The organism is Enterobacter sp. Acro-832 (genome assembly GCF_011752745.1).
In the GTDB taxonomy this organism is placed as follows: domain Bacteria; phylum Pseudomonadota; class Gammaproteobacteria; order Enterobacterales; family Enterobacteriaceae; genus Enterobacter; species Enterobacter quasiroggenkampii.
In genome coordinates this window covers 19,628-45,430 of record NZ_VWWX01000007.1, presented here as the reverse complement: position 1 = coordinate 45,430, position 25,803 = coordinate 19,628, and the positions used below count along the sequence as shown (strand labels likewise).

The window sequence follows — 25,803 nt, the reverse complement described above, 5'->3', positions numbered from 1 at the left end:
AAAGCGGGTCAGGAAACTGACCCGCTTTTTTTATGGCTGTTATTTGCAATCGAACAGTTTATAACATTAGGATTTCCTGAACATTTTTTGCTCAAAAGAGTTGCGAAGATAACACTATGATGGCGGTCAGAAGAAAAACCAGACAAAGGAGAATGTATGGCTTCTGTCCCAATTTCAGGACCTGGCTCAATGGTTATAGCAAATAATATGCGTGAAGCACGTCTTCATGGCATGTCGCGTAACATGGCCACTCCCTCAACGTATTACTGGTTCTACCAAAAAGTCCGAAATGGTGGTCCCTGGGATTACAAAAAGTTCGACCCTTATTTTGCTGCATTTGGTAATTTCAACTTCGGAGCCGCCGGAACTGCAGCAGGCATTCCTGCAAACATCCTTCTTATGGGAGCAGGTTGGGCTCAAAGCCGTGCTGGCACGTCAAAATCTGAATGGGGAAAATGGTACGAAAAGCCGCCTTACGGGGACGATCCAACGGACCAACGCAATATCAGAGAAGGAATAGAGTATGCCATTCAAAACGGCTACTAAATGGATTCATCGCCTTGTTACGGTTTCGCTTCTGGCTCTGGTCATTGGATTTGTGTGGCTAAACCACCAGCCTAATCAGCGAAATAACGATGCACTTCAACGCGTTTATAAATTATCTGACAGCGTCTGGCTCTATATGACCGTGAACAATCAGGGTGGCGCCACCGTACCCACAATCTACCGTTACTATCTCTCGGAAAAGATAACAGGGAAAGACACCGACATTATCCATCAGTTGGCAATGAAGCATCCTGTCATTGAAGGTACGGGTACAATTACTGCGGCCAGCATTGATACAAACGGAGACGTTAACATCGCCTATAGCGGGAAGGTTACTTCGATTGAGACCAATATCTCCAATCTTCGGTTCACGGTTAAGCCCTGAGCCAGAGGAAAGAAGGCGGGGCTGACCCCGCCTGCTGTGATGCTCAGTGCCAAATCATCAATGCAATCATGCTGACCACGACCAGGCCACACAGGGCGCTGGTTAAAATGAACTGACGACGCAGGCGCTCGCAGCGACGGATAAACTCTTCATCGTGATGATCGCGGTAGCGCTGGTAGTAGATATATCCCACCAGACGCATCTGTTTGCTGGGCTGTCCATGCGAGGTGAAGAACCCTCCACCGTCCACATACTGATAAAGCAACGGATCGCAACCACGAAGTACCACTAACAGCGCACGTAACGATGAGAAGTAGCGCGCCATATTCACTATGCAAACCACGCATAACGCCCAAAACAATGCGACGGTGCTAATCATACATCCTCCCCGGCGTCCGCCCACGAAGCAAGGCTTCTGAGCTACCGCACCCCAATGCCCTGACAGACAGTTCAGTGAAAGAATGACCAAAAGTCGATCCGGTTCGCGTTTTAATATCCGAACGGCTCATTTAATAGTGTAGGAGATCCGTTAATTTTTTTGCCACAAGGTTAATCGTTATCAACACCAAAGCTTGAAAAATATGTTTAACTGGGCCGTAATGAAAGCATCAGACGACGGCTTTCCCATTTAGTCATCGATAACTTAAGGAAGGAGTAACACTATGGCTTACAAACACATTCTCATCGCGGTAGACCTCTCCCCGGAGAGCAAAGTGCTCGTTGATAAAGCGGTATCCATGGCACGTCCCTACAACGCGAAAGTTTCGCTGATTCACGTTGATGTGAATTACTCCGACCTCTACACCGGTCTGATCGACGTCAATCTGGGCGATATGCAGAAGCGTATCTCCGAAGAGACGCACCACGCCCTGAGCGAACTGTCCACTAACGCAGGCTACCCGATTACCGAAACCCTGAGCGGCAGCGGCGACCTGGGCCAGGTACTGGTTGATGCGATCAAGAAATATGACATGGACCTGGTGGTGTGCGGTCACCATCAGGACTTCTGGAGCAAGCTGATGTCTTCCGCGCGCCAGCTGATTAACACCGTTCACGTGGATATGCTGATTGTTCCACTGCGTGACGAAGAAGACGAGTAAGTGCAAAAAAGCCCGGTGGCGCTAACGCTTACCGGGCCTACAAACGGCACTAACTGTAGGCCGGGTAAGGCGAAGCCGCCACCCGGCTTTTTTTTATTCCGGCGTGCCTGAGTAGATATCAAACCGGTGCCCTTTGGTGGTCACCGCATTGGTCGTGGCAACGTCCGCCAGCGGCGGCGCATAGTCAGGGCGTTTCACCACCACCCGCTTCGTCGCCAGCTGGCGAGCCGGCGCCAGCAGGCCATCCGCATCCAGATCAGGCCCCACCAGAGACTGAAACACCCGCATCTCTTTCTTCACCAGCGCGCTTTTCTGCTTGTGCGGAAACATCGGGTCGAGATAGACCACCTGCGGGCGCGGGGTGATATCGGTCAGCGCCGTCAGGCTCGAGGCGTGGATCAGCTGCAATCGTTCCTGCAACCACGGGCCGATTTCCGGATCCGCGTAGCCACGGCTCAGACCGTCGTCGAGCAGGGCCGCCACTACCGGATTACGCTCCAGCATCCGCACCCGACAGCCGACAGACGCCAGCACAAACGCATCGCGCCCCAGCCCCGCCGTGGCATCCACCACGTCCGGCAGATAGCTTCCTTTAATCCCAACCGCTTTAGCCACCGCTTCGCCGCGACCGCCGCCGAACTTGCGACGGTGCGCCATGGCCCCGCCGACAAAATCGACAAAAATCCCGCCGAGCTTCGGTTCGTCGCGCTTGCGTAACTCCAGATGCGCTGTGGTCATCACCAGCGCCATCGGGTTTTCATCATCGTGCTCCAGCCCCCAGCGGGCGGCCAGAACAGATAAGGCGCCGTCTCCGGCGCCCGTTTCATCCACTAAGCAGATCTTCACGTAACAATCAGCCTTTGATCCCGTAATGCTCAAGCATCGCATCCAGCTGCGGCTCGCGTCCGCGGAAGCGTTTGAACAGCACCATTGGCTCTTCGGAACCGCCGCGGGTCAGGATATTGTCGAGGAACGACTGGCCGGTTTCGCGGTTGAAGATCCCCTCTTCTTCGAAACGAGAGAAGGCATCCGCAGCCAGCACGTCGGCCCACAGGTAGCTGTAGTAACCCGCCGCGTAACCGCCTGCAAAGATATGGCTGAACGCGTGCGGGAAGCGGCCCCAGGTTGGCCCAGGAATAACGGCAACCTGCTTTTTAATCTCGGCCAGGGTTTCAAGAATTTTCGCGCCCTGCTCCGGGCTGAACTCGGCGTGCAGGCGGAAATCGAACAGGCCGAACTCCAGCTGACGCAGGATAAACATCGCCGCCTGGTAGTTCTTCGCTGCCAGCATTTTATCCAGCAATTCTTTCGGCAGCGGTTCGCCGGTCTCATAGTGACCGGAGATAAACGCCAGCGCGTCCGGCTCCCAGCACCAGTTTTCCATAAACTGGCTCGGCAGTTCGACCGCATCCCACGGCACACCGCTGATGCCTGCCACGCCTGCGGTTTCGATGCGGGTCAGCATATGGTGCAGACCGTGACCGAACTCGTGGAACAGGGTGATCACTTCGTCGTGGGTAAAGAGCGCAGGTTTGCCGTTCACCGGACGGTTGAAGTTACAGGTCAGGTAGGCGACCGGCTTCTGCAGAGAACCGTCTGCTTTACGCATCTGGCCCACGCAGTCGTCCATCCACGCCCCGCCGCGCTTGTTCTCACGCGCGTAGAGATCGAGGTAGAAGCTGCCGCGCAGTTCGTTTTTCTCGTCATACAGTTCGAAGAAGCGCACGTCCGGGTGCCAGACGTCGATATCGGTACGCTCTTTGGCGGTGATGCCATAGATGCGCTTCACCACTTCAAACAGGCCGTTAACGGCTTTGTTTTCCGGGAAATACGGGCGCAGCTGCTCGTCGCTGATGCTGTAGAGGTGCTGCTTCTGTTTTTCGCTGTAGTAAGCAATGTCCCACGGCTGCAACTCGTCCACGCCGAACTCCGCTTTCGCGAAGGCGCGCAGCTGGGCCAGCTCTTTTTCACCCTGTGGACGGGCGCGTTTCGCCAGATCGGTCAGGAAGTCGAGCACCTGCTGCGGATTTTCCGCCATTTTGGTGGCGAGGGATTTATCGGCGTAGTTTTCGAAGCCCAGTAGTTGGGCCAGCTCGTGGCGCAGGGCGAGGATTTCCGCCATGACCGGGCTGTTGTCCCACTTACCGGCATTCGGGCCCTGATCGGAGGCGCGGGTGCTGTAGGCGCGGTACATCTCTTCGCGAAGCGCCTGGTTGTCGCAATAGGTCATCACCGGCAGATAGCTCGGGATGTCCAGGGTTAACAGGAAGCCGTCCTGCTCTTTCGCCTCGGCCTGCGCTTTTGCCGCCGCCAGAGCGCTTTCCGGCATGCCGGAAAGCTCCGCTTCGTCGGTAATCAGCTTCGTCCAGCCCATGGTGGCGTCGAGCACGTTGTTGCTGTACTGGTTGCCCAGCTCGGACAGGCGCGCGGCGATTTCACCGTAGCGGGTCTGCTTCTCTTTTGGCAGGCCAATCCCGGACAGTTCAAAATCACGCAGGGCGTTATCGACCGATTTTTTCTGCGCCGTGTTCAGTTCGGCATAATGGTCGCCGTCGCGCAGGTCGCGATAGGCTTTGTAGAGCCCTTCGTGCTGACCGACCCAGGTGCTGTACTCAGAGAGCAGTGGCAGGGTTTGCTCGTAGGCTTCGCGCAGCTCCGGGCTGTTTTTTACCGAGTTCAGGTGGCTCACCGGGGAGAAGATACGCCCCAGCACGTCGTCCACTTCGGCCAGCGGCTGACACAGATTTTCCCAGGTGTACGGCGCGCCCTGCGCTACCACGCTTTCTACCGCCGCGCGGCAGTTGTCCAGCGATTGCGTAACGGCTGGAACCACATGCTCGGGGAGGATTTTAGAAAACGGCGGCAACGAAAAAGGCGTCAGTAATGGATTGGTCATAAACGCTGTCCTGTTGAATAAGATGAATGAAGCGCGCATCCGGCGCTGTGCATATGCGATCTAGAATGGGGTTAAGTGTAGAGGATTTCAATGCCGGACGTTGTCGAAAAGAGCCCGGTGGCGCTGCGCTTACCGGGCCTACGGGTAATCTGCGCCGTTCTGCTGTAAACTGTGGCAAATCGTCAATTCAGCGGAATATCATTACCCATGCTCAGTTATCGCCACAGCTTCCACGCAGGCAACCACGCCGACGTCCTTAAACACACCGTTCAGAGCCTGATCATCGAATCGCTCAAAGAGAAAGAGAAGCCGTTTCTCTATCTGGACACCCACGCGGGCGCGGGCCGTTATCAGCTGAGCGGTGAGCATGCCGAGCGTACCGGTGAATATCTGGAAGGGATCGCCCGCATCTGGCAGCAGGACGACCTGCCTGCCGAGCTGGAGCCGTACATCGGCGTGGTGAATCACTTCAACCGCAACGGCCAGTTGCGCTACTACCCGGGATCCCCGCTGATTGCCCGCCAGCTGCTGCGCGAGCAGGACAGCATCCAGCTGACCGAGCTGCACCCGAGCGACTTCCCGCTGTTGCGCTCTGAATTCCAGAAAGACAGCCGCGCCCGCGTGGAAAAAGCCGACGGCTACCAGCAGCTGAAAGCCAAGCTGCCGCCGGTCTCCCGTCGCGGCCTGGTGCTGATCGACCCGCCGTACGAAATCAAAACCGACTATCAGGCGGTGGTGACGGGTATCCACGAAGGCTACAAACGCTTCGCCACCGGGACATACGCCCTGTGGTATCCGGTGGTGCTGCGTGCGCAAATTAAGCGCATGATCAAGGACCTGGAAGCCACCGGCATCCGCAAAATTCTGCAGATCGAGCTGGCGGTACGTCCGGACAGCGACCAGCGCGGCATGACCGCCTCGGGCATGATCGTCATTAACCCGCCGTGGAAGCTCGAAGCGCAGATGAACAACGTGCTGCCGTGGCTGCACAAAACGCTGGTGCCAGCCGGTACGGGCCATACCTCCGTCAGTTGGATCGTGCCGGAGTAATCGCAGCCATCGGTGGAAACTATTGATTTCAGGTATACAATCGCGGCAATTCACGATTAAGGACAAAAGCTATGACTAAGCATTATGACTACATCGCCATCGGCGGCGGCAGCGGCGGCATCGCCTCCATCAACCGCGCGGCCATGTACGGCCAGAAGTGCGCGCTGATTGAAGCCAAAGCGCTGGGCGGCACCTGTGTGAACGTGGGTTGTGTACCGAAGAAGGTGATGTGGCATGCGGCGCAAATCCGTGAAGCTATCCACATGTATGGCCCGGACTACGGCTTTGACACTACCATCAACCACTTCGACTGGGACAAGCTGATCGCCAGCCGTACCGCCTACATCGACCGTATTCATACCTCCTACGACAACGTGCTGGGCAAAAATAACGTCGACGTTATCCACGGTTTCGCTCGCTTTGTTGATGCGAAAACGATCGAAGTGAACGGCGAGACGATCACCGCCGATCACATCCTGATCGCTACCGGCGGTCGTCCAAGCCACCCGAACATCCCGGGCGTGGAATACGGCATCGACTCCGACGGTTTCTTCGAACTGCCTGCCCTGCCAAAACGCGTTGCCGTGGTGGGCGCGGGTTACATCGCGGTGGAGCTGGCTGGCGTGATTAACGGTCTGGGTGCCGAAGCGCACCTGTTCGTGCGTAAACACGCGCCGCTGCGCAGCTTCGATCCGCTGATTGTTGATACGCTGGTTGAAGTGATGAACACCGAAGGTCCAACTCTGCATACCAACGCCGTGCCAAAAGCGGTCGTAAAAAATGCAGACGGCAGCCTGACGCTGGAGCTGGAAGATGGCCGCAGCCAGACCGTCGATTGCCTGATCTGGGCGATTGGCCGTGAACCGGCGAACGATAACTTCAACCTGGGCGTGACCGGCGTGAAAACCGACGAAAAAGGCTATATCGTCGTCGATAAATTCCAGAACACCAGCGTACCGGGCATTTACGCGGTCGGCGACAATACCGGTGCGGTTGAGCTGACCCCGGTGGCCGTTGCGGCGGGTCGTCGTCTTTCCGAGCGCCTGTTTAACAACAAGCCGGACGAGCATCTGGACTACAGCAACATCCCGACCGTGGTCTTCAGCCACCCGCCAATCGGCACCGTCGGCTTAACCGAGCCGCAGGCGCGCGAGCAGTATGGCGACGACCAGGTGAAAGTGTATAAATCGGTCTTCACCGCGATGTATACCGCCGTCACCTCGCACCGTCAGCCGTGCCGCATGAAGCTGGTCTGCGTCGGTCCGGACGAGAAGATTGTCGGTATCCACGGCATCGGCTTCGGCATGGACGAGATCCTGCAGGGCTTCGCCGTGGCGCTGAAGATGGGCGCAACGAAGAAAGATTTCGATAACACCGTGGCAATCCACCCAACGGCGGCGGAAGAGTTTGTGACCATGCGTTAAGGGCTTTTCGCAGGAAAGCACGTCATCAAAACTGGCCTTTGCGGGCCAGTTTTTTATATGGCTCGATAATTTAAAGACAAAGCCTCATCATCCCGGCGAATATAAAATCATCATCACGCTAAAAAGGAATTGAGATGAAAGCGCTTATCGGGTTGACCCTGCTTCTTTTTTGCTTTGCTGCCTCCTCATCTGATCAAATCACCTTCTGGGATACCCCTCAGCACGGTGGAAACAGCTTTAACCGCCTGCCGCCCACGCAGGAATACTATGACGCGCTGCGAGGCTATGGCGCGACGTGGGTTCGCCTCTCTTATGATAAATGGAAACCTGCCGGGAGAGATTTTCTTCTCGGCAATGCCGACGGCTACCGTGGGCTCGAGGCGACAGACCTCGCGACCCTCAAAGCCTCCATCAGGAAAGCACACGCGGCCGGGCTACAGGTCGTTATCGCCCCACTCTCTTTACCCGGCATGCGCTGGGCGCAAAATAACAATAACCAGTTTGATGACCGCATCTGGCAGGATAAAAAATACTGGCAGGAAGCCGCTCAGTTCTGGCGTGATTTGGCCCAGGCCCTGAAGGACGAACCGGGCATTGCGGCCTGGAACCTGGTCAATGAACCCGCGCCTGAAAAAAGAGGCAACATTAGCGAGCAGGCGTCGCCAGAGGCGTTAAAAACCTGGTATCAGCAGCAGCAAAGCACGGCGCGTAACCTTCCCGCTCTCTACAATCAGATTATTGCCGCCATCCGCGAGGTCGATGCCACCACACCGATTATGGTCGATGGAGGCTGGTACGCCTCCGCGCGTGGTTTTTCTGGCTGGCCGTCCGCGCTTGAGGATAAGCGGGTGCTCTACAGCTTCCACATGTACGAGCCCTATGATTTCACCAGCGCGCCAAATGCACGCCGCAAGGTGCCGTTCGACTATCCCGGCATGGTCACGTTCGGCGGTAAAAAGGTGAAATGGGACGCTACGGCCATAGAGAAATGGATGAACGCGCCCTTTGACTGGGCGAAACAGCACGGTATTCCGGCCAACCGGGTTGTCGCGGGAGAGTTTGGCTGCGTTCGCACGCTGCAGGGCTGCAGGCAGTGGCTTAATGATGTCCTGACCGTCCTCGACAAACATCATGCACACTGGGCATTTTATGCGTTTCGTGAAGATGCCTGGGACGCCATGGACTATGAGCTGGGGAAAAAACCGGTGCCGTGGGCCTACTGGAAAGCCATTGAGGATAACGCACCTGATACGCTCAAGCGCCATTCCACCGAGGAATTTGAACCGATTGCTACGCGGCTAAAACAAGGCCTTTAATCCGGCAGGCTCCCCTCTTGTTCTGTAGCCTCTCCTGGAGAGGCTACTGTTAACATACATAAATCGTTGCAAAACGAATGCTCCGAAAATAGTGATCTACCGCACATATTCCTCCCCCTCTACCGAAGCGAATGTCTACGCTTATAAGACGCCCGGATAAACCTGTCTTTTGAACACACAACCGGAGGTCCCTATCACCATGTTCAACCAGAAACTACAGGCTACCGAGAACATCGAATTCGAGATTGCAGAAGAGCTGCGCTACGAGACCGATCCCTGCGAGTTGAAACTGGATGAAATGATTGAGGCGGAGCCGGAACCCGAAATGATCGAGGGGCTACCCGCCTCCGATGCGTTGACGCCCGCAGACCGCTATCTTGAACTGTTCGAGCATGTGCAGTCGACGCGGCTGTTTGCGGACAGCAAAACCTTCCCCGACTGCGCGCCGAAAATGGATCCGCTGGATATCCTGATCCGCTACCGCAAGGTCAGACGCCACCGGGACTTCGACCTGCGCCAGTTTGTGGAGAACCACTTCTGGATGCCGGAAACGTTCGGCACCGAGTATGTCTCCGACCCGGGCCTCTCCCTGAAGGAGCACATTGATAACCTGTGGCCGGTGCTGACGCGCGAGCCGCAGGATCATATTCCCTGGTCTTCCCTGCTGGCGCTGCCGCAGGCCTACATCGTTCCCGGCGGACGATTCAGCGAGACCTACTACTGGGATTCCTATTTCTCCATGCTGGGGCTGGCGGAGAGCGGTCGTAACGACCTGCTGAAGTGCATGGCGGACAACTTCGCCTGGCTGATTGAACGCTACGGGCATATCCCCAACGGCAACCGTACCTATTATCTCAGCCGCTCCCAGCCGCCGGTCTTTGCGCTGATGGTGGAGCTGTTTGAGGAGGACGGCGTGCGTGGTGCGAAACGCTATCTGGATCACCTCAAAATGGAGTACGCCTTCTGGATGGACGGCGCGGAGTCGCTGCTGCTTAACCAGGCCTACCGCAGCGCCGTGCGCATGCCGGACGGTTCATTGCTCAACCGCTACTGGGATGACCGTGATACCCCGCGCGACGAATCGTGGATTGAGGACGTGGAAACCGCGCGCCACTCGGGGCGACCGCCAAACGAGGTCTATCGCGACCTGCGGGCGGGGGCGGCGTCCGGCTGGGACTATTCGTCCCGCTGGCTGCGCGATCCGTCGCGGCTCGCCAGCATCCGCACGACGCAGTTTATCCCCATCGACCTCAACGCCTTCCTGTTCAAGCTGGAAAGCGCCATTGCCAACATCTCGGCGTCGAAAGGGGACAAAGAGACGGCCGACCTGTTCCGCCAGAAAGCCAGCGATCGTCGCGAGGCGGTGAACCGCTATCTGTGGGACGAGGAGAGCGGCTGTTACCGCGACTACGACTGGCGACGTGAAGAGCTGGCACTGTTTTCTGCCGCCAGCATCGTGCCGCTGTATGTCGGTATGGCGACCCATGAGCAGGCTGAGCGCCTGTCGGATGCGGTCAAGGCGCGACTACTCACGCCGGGCGGGATTCTGGCGACCGAGTATGAAACCGGCGAGCAGTGGGATAAACCCAACGGCTGGGCGCCGCTGCAGTGGATGGCGATTCAGGGGTTCAAGCAGTATGGCAACGACTCGCTGGGGGATGAGATCGCCTGGAGCTGGCTGCATACGGTGAACCATTTTTATCAGACGCACCATAAGCTGATTGAGAAGTACCACATCGCCAGCAGCACGCCGCGCGAAGGTGGCGGGGGTGAGTATCCGCTGCAGGACGGTTTTGGCTGGACAAACGGCGTGGTGCGGCGGCTGATTGGGTTGTATGGTGAGCCTTAAGCAGGGTGCGGTCTGGTGCCCTCACCCCGGCCCTCTCCCACTGGGAGAGGGAGAACAACTTAGCGGATCACCTCATAAATGGCGCTCTGAATAGACTGCCATTTTTTGGTGGTGGCATCCGGCTGTGACTTCGCACGGCGTGTGGCCATGTCGAGATCGTGCTGCTGGCGTTTCACCACCGCAGGCACGGTGCAGAAAGCTTTGAGGTACTCTTTACGTACCGAGGTCAGAGACTCGCCGTTCGACATTGCGTGGCTGAGCGTGTTGATGAAGCGCCGACACGGCTTCTCCTCCACCATGTTTTGCCGGTAGCGTAACATCAGCTCCAGCACGTCGTCATAGCCTGCCGACATCGCCTCTTCGGTCCAGGACAGCTTCCAGTCCATACCGCCCTGCAAAAAGAGCTGGGTCACGCGGGTGTCATTGCGGTTAATGGCCGAGCGGAAATTATTCTCGTCCCAGGTCACTCCCATGCGTGTGAGCGTTTCGCGCGAGGAAGGCGTTTCACGCATTTCCTGTGGTGGTGCCGCTTCAGCCGCGCTGACGGCCGCAGGCTGCGGTTTACTGCTGGTCACCAGCCAGAATCCCCCGGCCACGATGGCAATCACCATAACGCCAACTGCCCCCCATAACGCACCGGAAATGAGCTGCTCGCGTTGTTCGGGGGTGCGCGGCGCGCGCTGGGTCGGCTTTTCAATGGTGTCGCGGACTTCAAACAGATCCCCGCCGGTGACCCGATCCATTTTCTGCGCCTTTTCCCAGAAGGTATGCAGTTCGCTGGCATCTACCGCCATGAATCCCGCCGGATTGACGCGCGTTCTCCCCTCTTCAAACGCACGTTGAACGGGCCGCGCGATCTGCGCGTAGTAGTTATCCAGCAGCTGAATTTGCGCCGAGCTCAACGTTTTCTGAACGGTGATGTTGTTGCGAATTTGCCGGATGTCATCGAGGAAGGTTTGCAGCGTTTTACGCGGTTCAACCAGCAGCGTCAGCATGGACGGATCGCTGAACAGCGAAGCGTAATAGCGGCTGAACTCCTTTTTATCCACCAGCATCTGTGCCAGCTCGCTGAACATCATGCCGCTCAGCACATCGTTGATCTCGCCCAGCTTCAGCCAGCGCCGAACGCGATCGGCATTAAACAGGGTCTTAAGATGGTTGTTCAGCTTGACCTGATCGGGCCAGGCCTGCTGGATGAGCCCTTTTATCATCAGCTCTATCGCCCGCACCTGCTTGTGCGCCTGCTGCTGCTGGAGTTCGCTGCCCGGAGACAGCTCCGTGCTGTAGGTCAACAGCGGCTGCTGCAGGCGAAGGTGCTCCAGCGCGGTGACAAAGCGCATCGCCGCAATCAGCTGGTTTTCACTCACATCCTGTCCGCTTTCATACTGAGGCACGCGCTGCTGCAGCAGGCGCAGCTGGAGCGTAAATTCCGACATCTCGGCATCATTCAGGTTGAGTTTTTTCGCCACGGCTCCCCAGCCGCCCAGGGCTAATCGCGCGCTGTCCAGTTGTTCCAGAAACCAGCGTGGATCTTTGCCCTCAGATGCATGTACATTCAGAAGAAGCAAAATTTCCACCGACGCATGGCGAATGACCGCCAGACAGTGTTCGAACTGTTCGCGAATATGATGTGATGTGCTGAGAGTCATTGTTTTCCTTAAGCGACAACGAAGACATCCGGAATGGGCACGAGACGGCCTTTTTTCTTTTTATTTATACGCGGTTAACCATACCTGACTTTCTGTTGAAATAAAGTGACAACCCTAAAATCATTTAAAAAGTGTCAGGAGAATCTGAATGCCCGTTTTAATTACCCCTCGCCTGAACTGCTCACCTTTGCAGGAAGAAGACTGGCCCTTTTTTCTGGCGCTACAGCAACATCCCGACGTCATGCGCTTTGTGGCGGAAGACCGCCCCGTCGCAGTTATTCGCGAGGCGTTCGATGCCCGTCTGACGCCCTGGACGCCAGGCAGCGCGCACTGGCTGTGCCTCGTCGTGCGTGACGCCGCCTCCCGGGCCCCGCTGGGCGTCACCGGGTATATTCATCGGGAGGCGGATTGCGCCGAAGTGGGTTTCCTTTTCGCCCCCGAGGCGCAGGGAAAAGGCTACGGCTTCGAATCCCTGCAGGCGCTTTGCCGCTATGCCTTTGAAGAAGGCGATATACGCCGACTTACCGCCACCGTCACGGCGGGCAATATCGCCTCACGACGTGTGCTGGAAAAAGTCCGCTTTCGCCTGGAGGGCGAATTACGCGAGAGCTATTTCCTTGCGGGGCATTGGTATAATGACTGGTTATTTGGTTTATTGCGGCATGAATATCTGAATAACAAGGCGTGATCAACAGCCATTTGGCGGATATTTCTCGTAAGCCGTTTCCTCTACAGTGTCGCCATTAAGAGGAAACGAATATGAAAGAGCATGGGCTGAAAATATCATCTGCCGCCATCGCGTTAATAAAAAAACATCAGGGTCTTTCTCTGGAAAAATATCGTGACGAAAACGGATTATGGGTTATCGGCTATGGCCACGTTATCCGTGACCAGGAACATTTTCACGGTCCTGTCACACCGCTGGAGGCAGACCATTTGCTGCATGAAGATATACGGCTGTGTGAGACGCTGCTGCGGGAAAATCTGACACGTCCATTAACCCAACAGCAGCATGATGCGCTGGTCATGATGATATTCAGTTTCGGAGAGATAACGTCGCTCCCCGACGCGCTTATTCAGGCCGTCGCCCGGGTATAGTACATGGCTGCCTGCGTTCTGTTTTTCACGTCCAGCCGCCGGAAAAGTGCCTCAAGGTGCGCTTTTACCGTGGCTGCACTGATGTTGAGATTGCGGCCAATCTCTTTATTTGACTCGCCCGCCGCCAGCAGTTTCAACACTTCGCGCTGGCGCTCGCTTAAGGATAATAACGCCTGAGGCGACGTCGGCTCCCGGACCCACTCTCCGGGAAAACAGACCATCCCTCGGGCTACCGAATCCAGCACGGCGGAAAACCGTTCGGGACTGGCATTGCGGGGAATAATGGCCATGACGTTTCGCTGTCGCAGTTGCTCCACCCATCTGGCCTCTTTTTTCGCCAAAACCAGAATCACGCGTATCGCCGGAAAGCGATGCACAATCGCTTCCAGCAAAGCGCTCCCTTCGTCCTGAATTAAATTCCCATCAATCATGACGATAGCTGACGGCGAAGCAGAAGCCTGAGCCCATAAATCTTGTGCCTGACAGGTCCCTGTTATAGTTATTTCCGGGATTAGCGCCTGAAGACTGTGTATCGCTCCGTGAATAAAGAGTGACTGCCTGTCAAACATGATTACTCGCATCGTTTTTTCCCCTCTGAGAATAGCGAAGGGGGATTCTACAGAGGCGTTATTTAAGAAAAAACTCAACGAATGGAGCCGTTACAAATCCCCCGTGTTCTTTATATCTATCAGTATCTGGACACATTCGTCTTAAGGATTTCCTTAAGCGCAGATATCACAGGAACATGCCGCCTGAGACTTCAATACGTTGCGCAGTCATCCAGCCCAGTTTGTCGCTGAGCAGTGCCGCAATGGCATCGCCAATATCGTCCGGCAGCCCCACCCGTCCCAGCGCCGTCTGGGATGCCAGCATCTGGTTCAGCTCCGCGTTGTCGCGCACGCGTCCGCCGCCAAAGTCGGTTTCGATCGCACCAGGCGCAATGATATTGACGGAAATACCGCGCGCCCCCAGCTCTTTCGCCTGATAACGCGTCAGCACTTCCATCGCCCCCTTCATCGCCGCGTAGGTTCCCGAGCCCGGCTGGGTAAAACGGGCCAGTCCGCTGGAGACGTTAAGGATCCGTCCGCCGTCGTTAAGCAACGGCAGCAGGCGCTGGGTCAGGAAGAAAGGTCCTTTAAAATGAATGTTCAGCGCCTCATCAAACTGGGCTTCCGTCGTGTCGGTGTAGGGCGCATATAAACCCGTTCCGGCATTGTTCAATAAATAGTCAAAGGTTTCACGCTGCCAGACGGTTCGGAGGGTTTCCTCAAGCTGTCGGGCAAAATGTTCAAAACTCGTGACTTCCCCGACGTTAAGCTGTATTGCCGCCGCGTTAACGCCTTTTTGCTGAATTTCATGCACAACCGCCAGCGCTTCCTGCTGGCTACGGTTGTAGGTCAGCACAATTCCCGTGCCGTCTGCCGCCAGCTTTAAGGCCGCGTTTTTACCCAAACCACGGCTACCACCCGTCACTAATGCGATACGTTCAGTCATCATAAACCTCGTTTTGGCTGTTATGGGGATTGAGTAAGAGCTTATTAGGTGATAGAAAATCAATAAAGGTGGGTTAAAACGCTTCACTGTTTCATCGGAAACAACAATGAGCTTCATCTATGGATAAAATTCACGCAATGCAGCTGTTTGTCCGCGTCGCGGAACTGGAGAGTTTTTCCCGCGCGGCAGAAACTTTAACGCTGCCAAAAGGCAGCGTGTCACGGCAGATTCAGGCCCTCGAAAACCGGCTTGGCACCCAGCTATTGCACCGCACCACGCGTCGCGTCAGCCTGACGCAGGACGGCATGGTCTATTACGAACGGGCAAAAGATCTGCTGGCAAACCTTGATGAACTCGACGGGATGTTTCAGCACGATCCCTCCAGCATCAGCGGACGGCTTCGCGTGGATATGCCCGTCGCCGTTGCTCGAAATTTAGTCATCCCCAAACTCCCTGCGTTTCTGCAGCATTATCCGGGCATTGAGCTGGAACTCAGCAGCAGCGATCGTCTGGTGGATGTGATCCGCGAAGGGTTTGATTGCGTGGTACGCGTCGGCACGCTGAAGGATTCAGGGCTTATCGCCCGACCGTTGGGCAAGCTGTCGGTGATTAACTGCGCCAGTCCGGACTATCTGGCTCGGTTTGGCTACCCGGACACGCTGGACGATTTAGGCTCGCACGCCGTCATTCACTACACCGCTATGCTGGGAACTCGCCCGCAGGGCTTTGAGTTTTATAACGGCAGTGCGACGCAGTGGATAAAAACGGGCGGGGTATTGACCGTTAACAGCACCGAAACCTACCAGGCTGCCTGCCTCGCCGGGCTGGGCATCATTCAGGTTCCGCGGGTTGGGGTACGAGATTTGCTGCGCGCGAAGAAGCTGGTTGAGATCCTCCCGCAATACCGGGCCGAACCGATGCCTGTTTCCCTGATTTATCCCCACCGGCGCAACCTCTCCCGCCGGGTACATCTGTTCATGGAGTGGCTGACCGAACTCACAAAAGCTTACGTGGACTAGTCGCAAGCTATAATTCAATAACATCCAGCCAAACGAAAAGGAAAAGACGCGTGACGCCGGAAAACAACCCGCAACGACCCACCCAACATTTAGAGTATGAGCCCGTCAAAAAGATGGAAACCGGGCCTGAAGAGGCCAGGTCCCCTGGTACCGCCAGTAAAGCACTGGGGACCGTCACCGGCATTGTCGCCAGAATTCAGCAGTTTCCCATGATTGCGCATCTGATACGCGCGACCGAACGCTTTAATGACCGCATGGGAAACCAGTTTGGTGCCGCCATCACCTATTTTTCCTTCCTGTCGATGATCCCGATCCTGATGGTGTCGTTTGCGGCGGCCGGTTTTGTGCTCGCCTCGCACCCGACGCTGCTGCAGGATATCTTTAATAAGATCCTGAATAACGTCAGTGACCCAACCCTTGCCAGCACGCTCAAAAGCACCATCAATACCGCCGTGCAGCAGCGTACTACCGTCGGTATCGTCGGCTTGCTGATTGCCCTTTACTCTGGCGTTAACTGGATGGGCAACCTGCGCGAGGCCATTCGCGCCCAGTCGCGCGACGTCTGGGAGCGTAAGCCGCAGGACCAGGAGAAAATCTGGGTTAAGTATCTCCGTGATTTTGTTTCGCTGATTGGCCTGCTCGTCGCGCTCATCGTGACGCTTTCCATTACCTCCGTGGCGGGCTCGGCGCAGCAGATGATCATCTCCGCGCTCTATCTTGATTACATCGAATGGCTGAAGCCCGCCTGGCGCAGCATTGGGCTGGCGATCTCGATCTTTGCCAACTACCTGCTGTTCTTCTGGATCTTCTGGCGCTTGCCCCGTCATCGTCCGCGCAAGAAGGCGCTGATCCGCGGCACGTTGATCGCGGCGATCGGCTTTGAGGTGATCAAAATCGTGATGACCTACACCCTGCCGTCACTGGTGAAATCCCCTTCCGGCGCGGCGTTCGGCTCGGTGCTGGGGTTAATGGCGTTCTTCTATTTCTTCGCACGTTTAACCCTGTTCTGCGCAGCATGGATTGCCACTGCCGAGTACAAAGACGACCCGAGAATGCCGGGTAAAACACACCGGTAACGCCACTCCCGGGCTGAAATTTCAGCCCGATTCATCATTTCAGCATATAAATCCAGTCCGTAACTTTTATTTAACCGAAAACCAGTTTTATTGACTGATATTTAAAATCTGTGAAGCATTTCATAGACGTGTTTTGGCTGGCCTGAAAATTATCCGCTTTTTGTTGCTTTTATCACCAGGTCGCGGCTTTGTTACAGATTGAAATGTCGCTTTTGCTGTGCGTAATATGGCCTTTCGTTCGACAAAAATAAGAAAATATTATGCAAGCAACCGCCACCACACTCGACTCAGAAACGGAAAACGTTCCGGTAAATTCGCGCAATAAAGTTGTCGTCGCCTCGCTGATTGGCACCGCCATCGAGTTCTTCGACTTTTATATTTACGCCACCGCGGCGGTCATCGTCTTCCCGCACATTTTCTTCCCGCAGGGCGATCCGACGGCGGCCACGCTGCAGTCCCTGGCGACCTTTGCTATCGCGTTTGTTGCGCGTCCGATTGGCTCCGCGCTGTTTGGACACTTTGGCGATCGCATTGGACGTAAAGTGACGCTGGTGGCCTCGCTGCTGACGATGGGGATCTCCACCGTGGCCATCGGCCTGCTGCCGACGTATGAGACCATCGGCATTCTGGCGCCAGTCCTGCTGGCGCTGGCGCGTTTTGGTCAGGGTCTGGGCCTGGGTGGTGAATGGGGTGGCGCGGCGCTGCTGGCCACCGAGAACGCCCCGGCGCGCAAGCGCGCGCTGTACGGTTCTTTCCCGCAGCTGGGCGCACCGATTGGCTTCTTCTTTGCCAACGGGACGTTCCTGCTGCTCTCCTGGCTGCTGACGGATGAACAGTTCATGAGCTGGGGCTGGCGTATCCCGTTTGTCTTCTCAGCCGTGCTGGTGCTGATTGGCCTGTACGTACGTGTTTCTCTGCATGAGACCCCGGTTTTCGCGAAAGTGGCCGCGGCGAACAAACAGGTGAAAGTACCGCTGGGCACGCTGCTGACCAAACACGTTCGCGTGACCGTGCTGGGCACGTTTATCATGCTCGCCACCTACACGCTGTTCTACATCATGACTGTTTACTCCATGACCTTCAGTACCGCCGCCGCGCCGGTTGGGCTGGGTCTGCCGCGTAACGAAGTGCTGTGGATGCTGATGATGGCGGTGATCGGGTTTGGCGTGATGGTTCCGATTGCGGGGCTGCTGGCGGATAAGTTCGGTCGTCGCGCGAGCATGATTACCATCACCACGCTGATCATTCTGTTTGCTCTGTTCGTCTTCCCGCCGCTGCTGGGTTCAGGCAGCCCGGCGCTGGTGATGGCCTATCTGCTGATTGGCCTGAGCCTGATGGGGTTGACCTTCGGCCCGATGGGTGCGCTGCTGCCAGAGCTGTTCCCAACGGAAGTGCGTTATACCGGCGCGTCGTTCTCCTATAACGTCTCGTCTATTCTGGGCGCCTCCGTAGCACCGTATATCGCCACCTGGCTGCAGGCAAACTATGGTCTGTTCTATGTGGGCGTCTATCTGGCGGCCATGGCGGCGCTGACGCTGATTGCGCTGCTGCTGACGCACGAGACGAAGCACCAGGCTCTGTAAGCTAATGCCGGGTGGCGGCTACGCCTTACCCGGCCTACGATTCAAATGTAGGCCGGGTAAGCGCAGCGCCATCCGGCAATAACAGGCCGCACCTTACTTCTTCATCTGTGACAAAATGGTCCGGCACTGATTCGCCTCGCCTTCTGATGGCGATATCAACGCCAGCAGCGCTGCGGCTGGGGTAACCAGCGTCGCAAGCGCCGCAGCCACCGCACCACGCGCAATCAGCGGTCCGGGCTTCACGCCCGCCTGCGGATTTTTGAAGGTCCCGCGCACGTACAGCGGCGAGCGCAGCGTGATAATACGGATCCCCTTACTCTCCGGGTCAATCGTCAGATCAAGCTGCTCGGAGGCCATGCTGGCGGTTCCGGTCACGTTAATCACCGCGTTTTCCGTGTCGAAGGCAAAAATCTGCGGACGCGCCACGCCGTTCACCAGATCCAGATTGGCCGCCGCACAGTTCACCCGTACCTCATCATCGCCGAAGATTTGCCCGATGATGTAGTTCCCGACGTTCAGCCCCAGGATCTCCATCAGGTTGCGGCTCACCAGCCCGTCGTTCATCAGCAGCTTCAGGTTGCCATTACCGCTGCCCAGCAGCGCCGCCACGGAGTTACCCACGCCGCGAATGTCGGCATCGCCGTTCATCTCGCCGAGGGTTTTCTGCATCAGCTCGACGTTCGGCATCAGCGCTTTCAGCTTAAGCCTGCGCGCCTGAATCTCCGCCCGGCCCTGCATCGGCTTTTTATCGCCTTCCAGGTGAATGTTTGAGGAAATCGTTCCGCCTGCCATGCCAAACTTCAGCGGCTGCAGGCGCAGGTCGGCGTTTTTGAGGATGATATGCGTCGAGAGATCGCTCAACGGCAACGTGCTGCCATGCTCAATTTTACGCCCTTTGAAGCGGACGTCCGCATCCATCACGTTCCACTTATCGGTTTCAAAGCGATCGTAAGGCAGCACTTTTCCCGCAGGCTGAATGTCCTTTTTCACCTCTTTTGATTTTGTGCCTTTGCCGGAATCCACGCCGATCAGCGGGCCGAGATCGGCCAGACGCAGCTGACGGGACTCAACGTCCCCTTCCAGCTTCGGCCTCGGTTTTCCGGTGGTGTAGGTCAGCGAGCCGTGGATATCGCTGTCGCCGATGCGGCCGTTAAAATCGCGGTAGTCAAAAACAGACGCTTTTTCGGTATCGATTTTGGCGACCAGATGCCCGTCCGTTTCGAACGGTGGCGTATCCGGCAGCAGCACGCCGGTCAGCTCATACAGCTCGCCCAGCGAATCACCGGCAAATTTAAGCTGAAGATCGACGCCGCCCATGTTCATCGGGTCGTTGACCGTCCCCACAAACGCCACGCGGGTGTTACCGGAATGGAAGTCCGCCTGCACCGGGAACGGCGTGCCTTCGCTCCGGAGCGCCAGCATGCCGCCTATTTTCCCTTTACCGCTGAGCGGCTGGTCGTTGTAGCGTCCTTTTGCCGTCAGGCCGAAGACATAGTCGCCCACGCTTGCCGTGTCACCTTTGGCTTTCGTCCCCGTGACCTCGCTAAACGGCAGCGGCTTGCCCAGCGGATCGACCAGGATCTCCACGTCGGCCTTGCTGACTTTGTCGTCGATGGCGATCCGCCCGCGATCGAAGAGAATATTGTCGAGACGGAATGACCAGGAAGAAGGCTGGGCGTTCGGATCCTTTTCGCCGTCGCTGGCAAGGTTAAAGGTCCAGTTGTTATTTTTTTCTGAGAGGCGGATCAGGCGCGCGTCGGGCTGTTGAAGTTTGATCCACGGCAGATAGACGGTTTTGGTGAACAGCGCGAGCGGGGCCAGCGTGGCCTCAACGCGCGGCAGGTGGATCATGGTGACCGCCGGGATATCCGGCGGGTTACCGAGAATGATGTCGTCGGCGTGGACGTGTGGCCACGGGATCCAGCTTCGCCAGCCGGGCTCCTCTTTCTGACGCTCCCACACGACCCCTAAATCACCGCGTATGGCGAAGGGGCGGTTCAGTTCGGTTGAGACTTTCTGGTTGATGGTCGGCTTAAGACGGTTCCAGTCAAACGTCGCGATAATGATGGCGACGACCACGATCAACAACAAGAAAATCCCTGCTGTCCAGGAGATTACCCTGGTTGTTCTTGTCATTTTTATCCCCTTTCCTGATGACCTGTCCTGTAAAACTATAGTCCAGACAAAGGGAAGCGGGCTTATCAGAGGGTAGTTATCACGCTATCGAGGCGATCCATGGGTACCGGACGGGAGAGGAAATAGCCTTGCGCCGCCGCGGCAGGCGAGCTTTGCACATCACGCCACTCTTCCAGCGTTTCCACACCTTCAACAATCACGCCCTGGCAATAGCGGTTCATCAGCTGCAATAGCAGCGTAAACAGGTTCCGCCCTTCCGGGGTCTGACGCAGCATAATGAACAGATCGCGGGCCACTTTGATGTAGTCATAACGCACTTCACTCAGGGCCGAAAAGTTCGCCATGCCGGTGCCAAAGTCATCCAGCCACAGCGGGCCATATTCGCATATGGAGGCAAACGAGGAGTCCTGCGGCAGGCGGACATGCTCCACCAGCTCAAAGCGCACCCACGGCAGGGTAGCAATCAGCTCCTGCAATTTCGCGTTCTGACGCAGCGCCAGCAGAGTGGGACCATCAACATTCACGGAGGCGAGGATATCGTGCTGTTCGAAAAAGGGCTGCTTCGTTGCGAGCATATGGAGCTGCTCTTCCAGCACGTCCAGACGCTGGCGAACAGCAACTTCGGCAAAATAGCGATCCGGTGCGATGCGCTGGGTAGGGTTTGAGGGGTGCGTTACGACGGTCAAAATTTCAATGGCCATCAGTCGACCGTCTGTTCGGTATATCGGCTGATAAGTGTACGCACGCTCACATTGCAGCCAGTAGCGATGCTCCTGCAAGTTCTCAATACTTGCCTCAGGCGTGGTGCTCAGCCGCTGGATAACCTGCTCTGACTTCATTTCAGATGTCCTGTTGTTGGGATGGCCTTTCTGGACTCGTCACAGGATTATCGGCGCGACAATTGAGAACTTTATGTTCAATTCACCGGGAAAATGAAATTAAGATGACAGAAATGCGCAGGAACACGCGTTGGCTCAAATAAAATAATGGAACGTTGTTTTAATATAGTTGACCGGTTAATTCACTCAGCGCACACTGCTGTTAATTCTTCTGTTCAGGTTCACGATTATGTCTAAAAAAATTGCCGTGATTGGCGAATGCATGATTGAGCTGTCACAAAAAGGCGCGGAAGTGAGCCGCGGATTTGGTGGCGATACGTTAAACACGTCGGTTTATATTGCCCGTCAGGTTGCGCCTGAGGCGCTCACCGTGAACTATGTTACCGCTCTGGGCACGGACAGCTTCAGCCAGCAAATGCTGGAGGCCTGGCAGAGTGAACAGGTTGAAACGTCGCTGATTCAGCGTATGGAAAACCGCCTGCCGGGGCTTTATTACATCGAAACCGACAGCACTGGCGAACGCACGTTTTATTACTGGCGTAACGAAGCTGCGGCCAAATTCTGGCTGGAGAGCGAGGCCGCCGCGGCCATCTGCCAGGAGCTGGCGACCTTCGACTATCTCTATCTGAGCGGGATCAGCCTGGCTATCCTCAGCCCGGCCAGCCGTGAAAAGTTGCTCTCGCTGCTGCGCGCGTGTCGTGCCAACGGCGGTAAGGTTATTTTCGATAACAACTACCGCCCGCGCCTGTGGTCCAGCCGTGAAGAGACGCAGCAGGTCTATCAGCAGATGCTGCAATGCACCGACATCGCCTTCCTGACGCTCGACGATGAAGACGCCCTGTGGGGTGAGAAACCGGTAGAAGACGTGATTGCACGCACGCAGGCGGCTGGCGTGCGTGAAGTGGTGATTAAGCGCGGTGCGGATTCATGCCTGGTCGCGATTGCGGGTGAAGCAGTGGTTGAGGTCCCGGCGGTGAAGCTTGCCAAAGAGAAAGTGATTGATACCACGGCGGCGGGTGATTCATTCAGCGCGGGCTATCTGGCGGTACGCCTGACGGGTGGAACACCGGAAGCCGCGGCACAGCGTGGACACCTGACGGCCAGCACCGTCATTCAGTATCGCGGGGCGATTATTCCGCGCGAAGCGATGCCTGTTTAAGCCCTCACCTTAACCCTCTCCCACAGGGAGAGGGAATGTCGACCCATTACTGCCCTTGCGGGATATCCGTCGCGTCCTGATGTAAATCATCAGCCGTCGCGGACTGCGTCGGCTGCGGCGCGGTGGCCATGATGGAATCCCAGGTCGTCTGAAGTTCCTTCATGTCATATTCCGGCTCGCCCTTCGGTTGCAGGAGAATCAACGCCATCTCCTGCGACAGCTGCTGGCGGAGCTCCTGGTTGAGCATATCGACGGTCAGACCGCTCAGGAAGTCCTGACGAAGCTTCTGGTACTGTTCCGGCGCAATGTCCACCACCTGGTTCTGCAGGGAGCGAATACGCTGGCTGATCAGAATGTCGGTATCGGCGCGCGCGTAGGTCGCGAACAGCTTCTGCAGCTCGAGTTTTTTCTGGGCCACAAGCGCGTTGAACTCCTCTTCAGAGAGCCCCTCTTTACGCACTTTTGCCAGCTCTTTCGCCACGACGCCCAGATTGGCATTCAGCTTATCGCCCGGTGATTCAACGTTGATGGCGCATTGCGCACGCTGGAACAGCACGCGGCAGTCAAAGCCAAGGCCGATATTCTTCACGTTGTTCTTACTGAGCGTCTGCTGGACGTGCCAGAACAGCGCTTCACGTGCCAGGTCGGCACGCCAGTAGCGCAACAGCGCCGCGGACTCACGGATGGGCTGCCAGGCGTTATCCCACATCACGGAGAGTCGGTCCTGACGCACGGTGTCCGTCATAATGCTGACAGGCTCTGCGCGCAGCGGGGAGAGTGTTGGAACAGGGGCTGGCGATTCACGCTTGCCTTTCAGATCGCCAAACGCTTTGTTGATCTGCTCTACCACCGCGCGGCTGTCCACGTTACCCACCACGATCAGCGTCATTGCGTCCGGGGTGTACCATTTCTGATAGAACGTTTTCACCTGCTCAGCATCCACCGGCTGTTTCAGCGGTTCGGCCGGGTCATGTCCGAGTAACGTCGAGCCTTTCAGGCGGTAACGCCACCAGCCCTCTTTGGTATCTCCAGGCCAGGTCGCCACCATGTCGCTGTTGCTCAACGCATAGTTGACGGTATCCGGCGTAATCGCCAGATTGCCAGAGGCATCGGAGAGATACGTCAGGGCTTCTTTAAGCAGATCGTTGCGGTTATTAGGCAGGCTCAGGTTAAACATGGTGTAGTCATACGAGACCACCGCCGGCGGGAGTGGGCGTTTTGGATCGATGGCCTGTTGCCAGAGCGAACGCACCTGAACCGCTTGCAGGCTGCCGCTCTGAGTGAGCGCCAGCCGGGGAATAAAGTGGCTGAAACCGGTTTGCTGGGTGCTTTCCGTGAGGGAACCGGTATTAACAGACAGACGGATTTCAATACGGTCACTGGGACGTTGCGGCGTGGCTAACACCTGCCACTGAAAACCGTTCGCTAATGTCCCTTGTTGCCAGGCCGGGTCTGGCTGGAGCGCATCTGCCTGCACATAACTGGCTGCTGCCATCATCAGCAAACCGCCGGTTAAGAGTCGAATTTTTGTGCCCTGCATGTGAACCCCTGATCAACATTCCTGGTTAAAAAAGAGTGCCTCGCGACGCGCTTCACTCTTAAAGATGACGATGAAAACACGTCGATTAGACCGCGCGTTCGGCAAAACGTCACGGTCCGAAGTGAAATATACCCAAAAAAAATCTTGTCGAATTATGACAGGTATGAACAGTTATTATGCGCAGGAGCCCGCATCCCCACAAGGGAATACGGGCATTTGTGACAAGATTAAGAGGATAAGCCAGGATTTTTGCTGTCAGTTGAACGATTATTCAGAGTATCGTCGAGCTTTTTGTGATCCAGCTCTTTCACCCATTTCGCCACCACCACCGTTGCCACGCCGTTACCCACCAGGTTGGTTAGCGCACGGGCCTCAGACATGAAGCGGTCAATCCCCAGAATCAACGCCAGACCCGCCACCGGCAGGTGACCCACAGCAGAAATGGTGGCGGCCAGCACGATAAAGCCGCTGCCCGTCACGCCTGCCGCGCCTTTAGAGGAGAGCAGGAGCACCACCAGCAGGGTAATCTGATGGAAAATATCCATATGGCTGTTGGTCGCCTGCGCGATAAACACCGCCGCCATCGTCAGGTATATCGAGGTGCCATCCAGGTTGAAGGAGTAGCCCGTCGGGATCACCAGCCCGACCACCGATTTACGACACCCGAGTTTCTCCATCTTATCGAGCATGCGCGGCAGCGCCGATTCTGACGAGGAGGTTCCCAGAACAATCAGCAGCTCTTCGCGGATGTAACGGATAAATTTGAAGATGCTGAAACCGGTCGCACGGGCGATGGAGCCCAGCACCACCACCACGAAAAGAATACAGGTGATATAGAAGCAGATAATCAGCTGACCCAACTGGACCAGCGTACCGACGCCATACTTACCGATGGTGAAGGCCATCGCACCGAAGGCACCGATGGGCGCCAGGCGCATGATCATATTGATGATGCCGAAGATGACCTGCGAGAAGCTTTCGATCACGTTAAAGATAAGCTGGCCTTTGCTGCCCAGACGGTGCAGGGCAAAGCCAAACATCACGGCGAACAGCAGCACCTGGAGGATGTTTCCGCTGGCGAACGCGCCTATGACGCTGCCAGGAATGACGTCCAGCAGGAAGGCGACCACGCCCTGATCCTTCGCCTGCTCGGCATAGACCGCAACCGCTTTGGCATCCAGCGTCGCCGGATCGACGTTCATCCCCGCGCCTGGCTGCACCACGTTGACGATGATCAGACCGATAATCAGCGCAAGGGTACTGACCACTTCAAAATAGAGAAGCGCCACTGCACCGGTACGACCGACCGCCTTCATGCTTTCCATGCCAGCGATGCCCGTGACGACCGTACAGAAGATCACCGGCGCGATGACCATTTTAATGAGCTTAACGAACGCGTCGCCAAGCGGTTTCATTTGCGCGCCCAGTTCAGGGTAATAGTGACCCAGCAGAATACCGATGGCGATGGCTGTCAGGACCTGGAAATAAAGACTTTTGAAGAGTGAGGTTTTCATAAGGTGTCCTTGGGAAGAAAAACCACAGGCTTTGTAAGGTTATGGTTAACCTGCGGCTTTAAAATAACACCCACATAACAGGACAGAAATAAACTCAGTTCAAATTTGAAACACAAATGTTAAGAACTTT

The 25,803-nt window shown here is 56.3% G+C and carries 23 protein-coding genes; 13 read left to right on the top strand and 10 right to left on the bottom strand.

Going from position 1 to position 25,803, the window contains the following annotated elements:
* The first annotated feature begins 156 nt into the window (after positions 1-156).
* Positions 157-546: a polymorphic toxin type 44 domain-containing protein gene (locus F3J31_RS19850; protein WP_205246298.1), complete on the top strand. Its 390-nt coding sequence runs from the start codon at positions 157-159 to the stop codon at positions 544-546.
* Positions 524-931 (top strand): hypothetical protein, encoded by a 408-nt coding sequence (locus F3J31_RS19845; RefSeq protein ID WP_111967787.1) that lies wholly within the window; start codon positions 524-526, stop codon positions 929-931. The genes F3J31_RS19850 and F3J31_RS19845 overlap by 23 nt, the downstream gene beginning before the upstream one ends.
* A gap of 43 nt (positions 932-974) precedes the next feature.
* Here F3J31_RS19845 and uspB read toward each other — a convergent pair whose 3' ends face one another.
* Positions 975-1,310, bottom strand: coding sequence for a universal stress protein UspB (gene uspB / locus F3J31_RS19840; RefSeq protein ID WP_003861224.1), 336 nt, complete (start codon positions 1,308-1,310; stop codon positions 975-977).
* A 283-nt stretch (positions 1,311-1,593) separates the two neighbouring features.
* Here uspB and uspA point away from each other — a divergent pair, with 283 nt between their 5' ends.
* Positions 1,594-2,031, top strand: coding sequence for a universal stress protein UspA (gene uspA, locus F3J31_RS19835; protein ID WP_003861223.1), 438 nt, complete (start codon positions 1,594-1,596; stop codon positions 2,029-2,031).
* A gap of 93 nt (positions 2,032-2,124) precedes the next feature.
* Here the strand turns inward: uspA and rsmJ are convergent, their stop codons facing one another.
* Together rsmJ and prlC are read right to left on the bottom strand one after the other, a co-directional pair.
* Complete coding sequence (rsmJ, locus tag F3J31_RS19830; protein WP_045416997.1) at positions 2,125-2,877, bottom strand: 16S rRNA (guanine(1516)-N(2))-methyltransferase RsmJ; 753 nt, start codon at positions 2,875-2,877, stop codon at positions 2,125-2,127.
* A gap of 7 nt (positions 2,878-2,884) precedes the next feature.
* On the bottom strand, positions 2,885-4,927 hold the full coding sequence (prlC, locus tag F3J31_RS19825; RefSeq protein WP_048027782.1) for an oligopeptidase A: 2,043 nt from the start codon (positions 4,925-4,927) through the stop codon (positions 2,885-2,887).
* 207 nt (positions 4,928-5,134) lie between these two features.
* Here prlC and F3J31_RS19820 point away from each other — a divergent pair, with 207 nt between their 5' ends.
* The 4 genes from F3J31_RS19820 to F3J31_RS19805 all read left to right on the top strand — a co-directional run bounded on the left by F3J31_RS19820 (position 5,135) and on the right by F3J31_RS19805 (position 10,566).
* Positions 5,135-5,977 (top strand): 23S rRNA (adenine(2030)-N(6))-methyltransferase RlmJ, encoded by an 843-nt coding sequence (locus F3J31_RS19820; protein WP_008503119.1) that lies wholly within the window; start codon positions 5,135-5,137, stop codon positions 5,975-5,977.
* Between the two features lie 71 nt (positions 5,978-6,048).
* Complete coding sequence (gene gorA, locus F3J31_RS19815) at positions 6,049-7,401, top strand: glutathione-disulfide reductase (RefSeq protein WP_167214879.1); 1,353 nt, start codon at positions 6,049-6,051, stop codon at positions 7,399-7,401.
* Between the two features lie 134 nt (positions 7,402-7,535).
* Positions 7,536-8,717, top strand: coding sequence for a cellulase family glycosylhydrolase (locus F3J31_RS19810; protein ID WP_082142145.1), 1,182 nt, complete (start codon positions 7,536-7,538; stop codon positions 8,715-8,717).
* Positions 8,718-8,916: 199 nt separating this feature from the next.
* The gene (locus F3J31_RS19805) at positions 8,917-10,566 is read left to right on the top strand and encodes an alpha,alpha-trehalase (RefSeq protein ID WP_024908843.1); all 1,650 of its coding nucleotides are present in this window, start codon (positions 8,917-8,919) and stop codon (positions 10,564-10,566) included.
* Positions 10,567-10,625: 59 nt separating this feature from the next.
* Here F3J31_RS19805 and F3J31_RS19800 read toward each other — a convergent pair whose 3' ends face one another.
* Entirely contained in the window at positions 10,626-12,215 is a 1,590-nt protein-coding gene (locus F3J31_RS19800) for an STY4199 family HEPN domain-containing protein (RefSeq protein ID WP_045909052.1), read from the bottom strand.
* A 148-nt stretch (positions 12,216-12,363) separates the two neighbouring features.
* Here F3J31_RS19800 and F3J31_RS19795 point away from each other — a divergent pair, with 148 nt between their 5' ends.
* Both F3J31_RS19795 and F3J31_RS19790 read left to right on the top strand, forming a co-directional pair.
* Positions 12,364-12,903, top strand: a complete 540-nt coding sequence (locus F3J31_RS19795) for a GNAT family protein (RefSeq protein ID WP_167214877.1) — start codon at positions 12,364-12,366, stop codon at positions 12,901-12,903.
* A gap of 71 nt (positions 12,904-12,974) precedes the next feature.
* Positions 12,975-13,313, top strand: a complete 339-nt coding sequence (locus F3J31_RS19790) for a lysozyme (RefSeq protein ID WP_048027789.1) — start codon at positions 12,975-12,977, stop codon at positions 13,311-13,313.
* On the opposite strand, the gene F3J31_RS19785 is transcribed toward F3J31_RS19790, so the two are convergent.
* On the bottom strand, positions 13,292-13,894 hold the full coding sequence (locus F3J31_RS19785; RefSeq protein WP_048027792.1) for a response regulator transcription factor: 603 nt from the start codon (positions 13,892-13,894) through the stop codon (positions 13,292-13,294). The genes F3J31_RS19790 and F3J31_RS19785 overlap by 22 nt on opposite strands.
* A 154-nt stretch (positions 13,895-14,048) precedes the next feature.
* The gene (locus F3J31_RS19780; RefSeq protein WP_167214986.1) at positions 14,049-14,807 is read right to left on the bottom strand and encodes an SDR family oxidoreductase; all 759 of its coding nucleotides are present in this window, start codon (positions 14,805-14,807) and stop codon (positions 14,049-14,051) included.
* A 119-nt stretch (positions 14,808-14,926) separates the two neighbouring features.
* Between F3J31_RS19780 and F3J31_RS19775 the strand changes: the two genes are divergently transcribed.
* The 3 genes from F3J31_RS19775 to F3J31_RS19765 all read left to right on the top strand — a co-directional run bounded on the left by F3J31_RS19775 (position 14,927) and on the right by F3J31_RS19765 (position 18,485).
* Positions 14,927-15,826 (top strand): LysR family transcriptional regulator, encoded by a 900-nt coding sequence (locus tag F3J31_RS19775; protein WP_045909057.1) that lies wholly within the window; start codon positions 14,927-14,929, stop codon positions 15,824-15,826.
* 50 nt (positions 15,827-15,876) lie between these two features.
* Positions 15,877-16,902, top strand: a complete 1,026-nt coding sequence (yhjD, locus tag F3J31_RS19770; RefSeq protein ID WP_111967783.1) for an inner membrane protein YhjD — start codon at positions 15,877-15,879, stop codon at positions 16,900-16,902.
* Positions 16,903-17,162: 260 nt separating this feature from the next.
* On the top strand, positions 17,163-18,485 hold the full coding sequence (locus F3J31_RS19765) for an MFS transporter (protein WP_023617091.1): 1,323 nt from the start codon (positions 17,163-17,165) through the stop codon (positions 18,483-18,485).
* A gap of 93 nt (positions 18,486-18,578) precedes the next feature.
* Here the strand turns inward: F3J31_RS19765 and F3J31_RS19760 are convergent, their stop codons facing one another.
* Both F3J31_RS19760 and pdeH read right to left on the bottom strand, forming a co-directional pair.
* Positions 18,579-20,621: an AsmA family protein gene (locus tag F3J31_RS19760; protein ID WP_167214874.1), complete on the bottom strand. Its 2,043-nt coding sequence runs from the start codon at positions 20,619-20,621 to the stop codon at positions 18,579-18,581.
* A 65-nt stretch (positions 20,622-20,686) separates the two neighbouring features.
* A complete protein-coding gene (pdeH, locus tag F3J31_RS19755; RefSeq protein WP_045909060.1) occupies positions 20,687-21,460 on the bottom strand; it encodes a cyclic-guanylate-specific phosphodiesterase in 774 nt (257 codons plus the stop codon).
* A gap of 229 nt (positions 21,461-21,689) precedes the next feature.
* Between pdeH and F3J31_RS19750 the strand changes: the two genes are divergently transcribed.
* Entirely contained in the window at positions 21,690-22,619 is a 930-nt protein-coding gene (locus F3J31_RS19750) for a sugar kinase (RefSeq protein WP_063622769.1), read from the top strand.
* A gap of 46 nt (positions 22,620-22,665) precedes the next feature.
* Here F3J31_RS19750 and F3J31_RS19745 read toward each other — a convergent pair whose 3' ends face one another.
* Both F3J31_RS19745 and F3J31_RS19740 read right to left on the bottom strand, forming a co-directional pair.
* Complete coding sequence (locus F3J31_RS19745) at positions 22,666-24,159, bottom strand: pitrilysin family protein (RefSeq protein WP_048027805.1); 1,494 nt, start codon at positions 24,157-24,159, stop codon at positions 22,666-22,668.
* 227 nt (positions 24,160-24,386) lie between these two features.
* The gene (locus tag F3J31_RS19740) at positions 24,387-25,673 is read right to left on the bottom strand and encodes a dicarboxylate/amino acid:cation symporter (RefSeq protein WP_045909063.1); all 1,287 of its coding nucleotides are present in this window, start codon (positions 25,671-25,673) and stop codon (positions 24,387-24,389) included.
* Between the last annotated feature and the right edge of the window lie 130 nt (positions 25,674-25,803).

Coding starts and splice junctions, on each gene's coding strand:
- F3J31_RS19850 (WP_205246298.1), top strand. CDS start 157: ATGGCTTCTGTCCCAATTTCAGGACCTGGCTCAATGGTTATAGCAAAT.
- F3J31_RS19845 (WP_111967787.1), top strand. CDS start 524: ATGCCATTCAAAACGGCTACTAAATGGATTCATCGCCTTGTTACGGTT.
- uspB (WP_003861224.1), bottom strand. CDS start 1,310: ATGATTAGCACCGTCGCATTGTTTTGGGCGTTATGCGTGGTTTGCATA.
- uspA (WP_003861223.1), top strand. CDS start 1,594: ATGGCTTACAAACACATTCTCATCGCGGTAGACCTCTCCCCGGAGAGC.
- prlC (WP_048027782.1), bottom strand. CDS start 4,927: ATGACCAATCCATTACTGACGCCTTTTTCGTTGCCGCCGTTTTCTAAA.
- F3J31_RS19820 (WP_008503119.1), top strand. CDS start 5,135: ATGCTCAGTTATCGCCACAGCTTCCACGCAGGCAACCACGCCGACGTC.
- gorA (WP_167214879.1), top strand. CDS start 6,049: ATGACTAAGCATTATGACTACATCGCCATCGGCGGCGGCAGCGGCGGC.
- F3J31_RS19810 (WP_082142145.1), top strand. CDS start 7,536: ATGAAAGCGCTTATCGGGTTGACCCTGCTTCTTTTTTGCTTTGCTGCC.
- F3J31_RS19805 (WP_024908843.1), top strand. CDS start 8,917: ATGTTCAACCAGAAACTACAGGCTACCGAGAACATCGAATTCGAGATT.
- F3J31_RS19800 (WP_045909052.1), bottom strand. CDS start 12,215: ATGACTCTCAGCACATCACATCATATTCGCGAACAGTTCGAACACTGT.
- F3J31_RS19795 (WP_167214877.1), top strand. CDS start 12,364: ATGCCCGTTTTAATTACCCCTCGCCTGAACTGCTCACCTTTGCAGGAA.
- F3J31_RS19790 (WP_048027789.1), top strand. CDS start 12,975: ATGAAAGAGCATGGGCTGAAAATATCATCTGCCGCCATCGCGTTAATA.
- F3J31_RS19785 (WP_048027792.1), bottom strand. CDS start 13,894: ATGCGAGTAATCATGTTTGACAGGCAGTCACTCTTTATTCACGGAGCG.
- F3J31_RS19780 (WP_167214986.1), bottom strand. CDS start 14,807: ATGACTGAACGTATCGCATTAGTGACGGGTGGTAGCCGTGGTTTGGGT.
- F3J31_RS19775 (WP_045909057.1), top strand. CDS start 14,927: ATGGATAAAATTCACGCAATGCAGCTGTTTGTCCGCGTCGCGGAACTG.
- F3J31_RS19765 (WP_023617091.1), top strand. CDS start 17,163: ATGCAAGCAACCGCCACCACACTCGACTCAGAAACGGAAAACGTTCCG.
- F3J31_RS19760 (WP_167214874.1), bottom strand. CDS start 20,621: ATGACAAGAACAACCAGGGTAATCTCCTGGACAGCAGGGATTTTCTTG.
- pdeH (WP_045909060.1), bottom strand. CDS start 21,460: ATGAAGTCAGAGCAGGTTATCCAGCGGCTGAGCACCACGCCTGAGGCA.
- F3J31_RS19750 (WP_063622769.1), top strand. CDS start 21,690: ATGTCTAAAAAAATTGCCGTGATTGGCGAATGCATGATTGAGCTGTCA.
- F3J31_RS19745 (WP_048027805.1), bottom strand. CDS start 24,159: ATGCAGGGCACAAAAATTCGACTCTTAACCGGCGGTTTGCTGATGATG.
- F3J31_RS19740 (WP_045909063.1), bottom strand. CDS start 25,673: ATGAAAACCTCACTCTTCAAAAGTCTTTATTTCCAGGTCCTGACAGCC.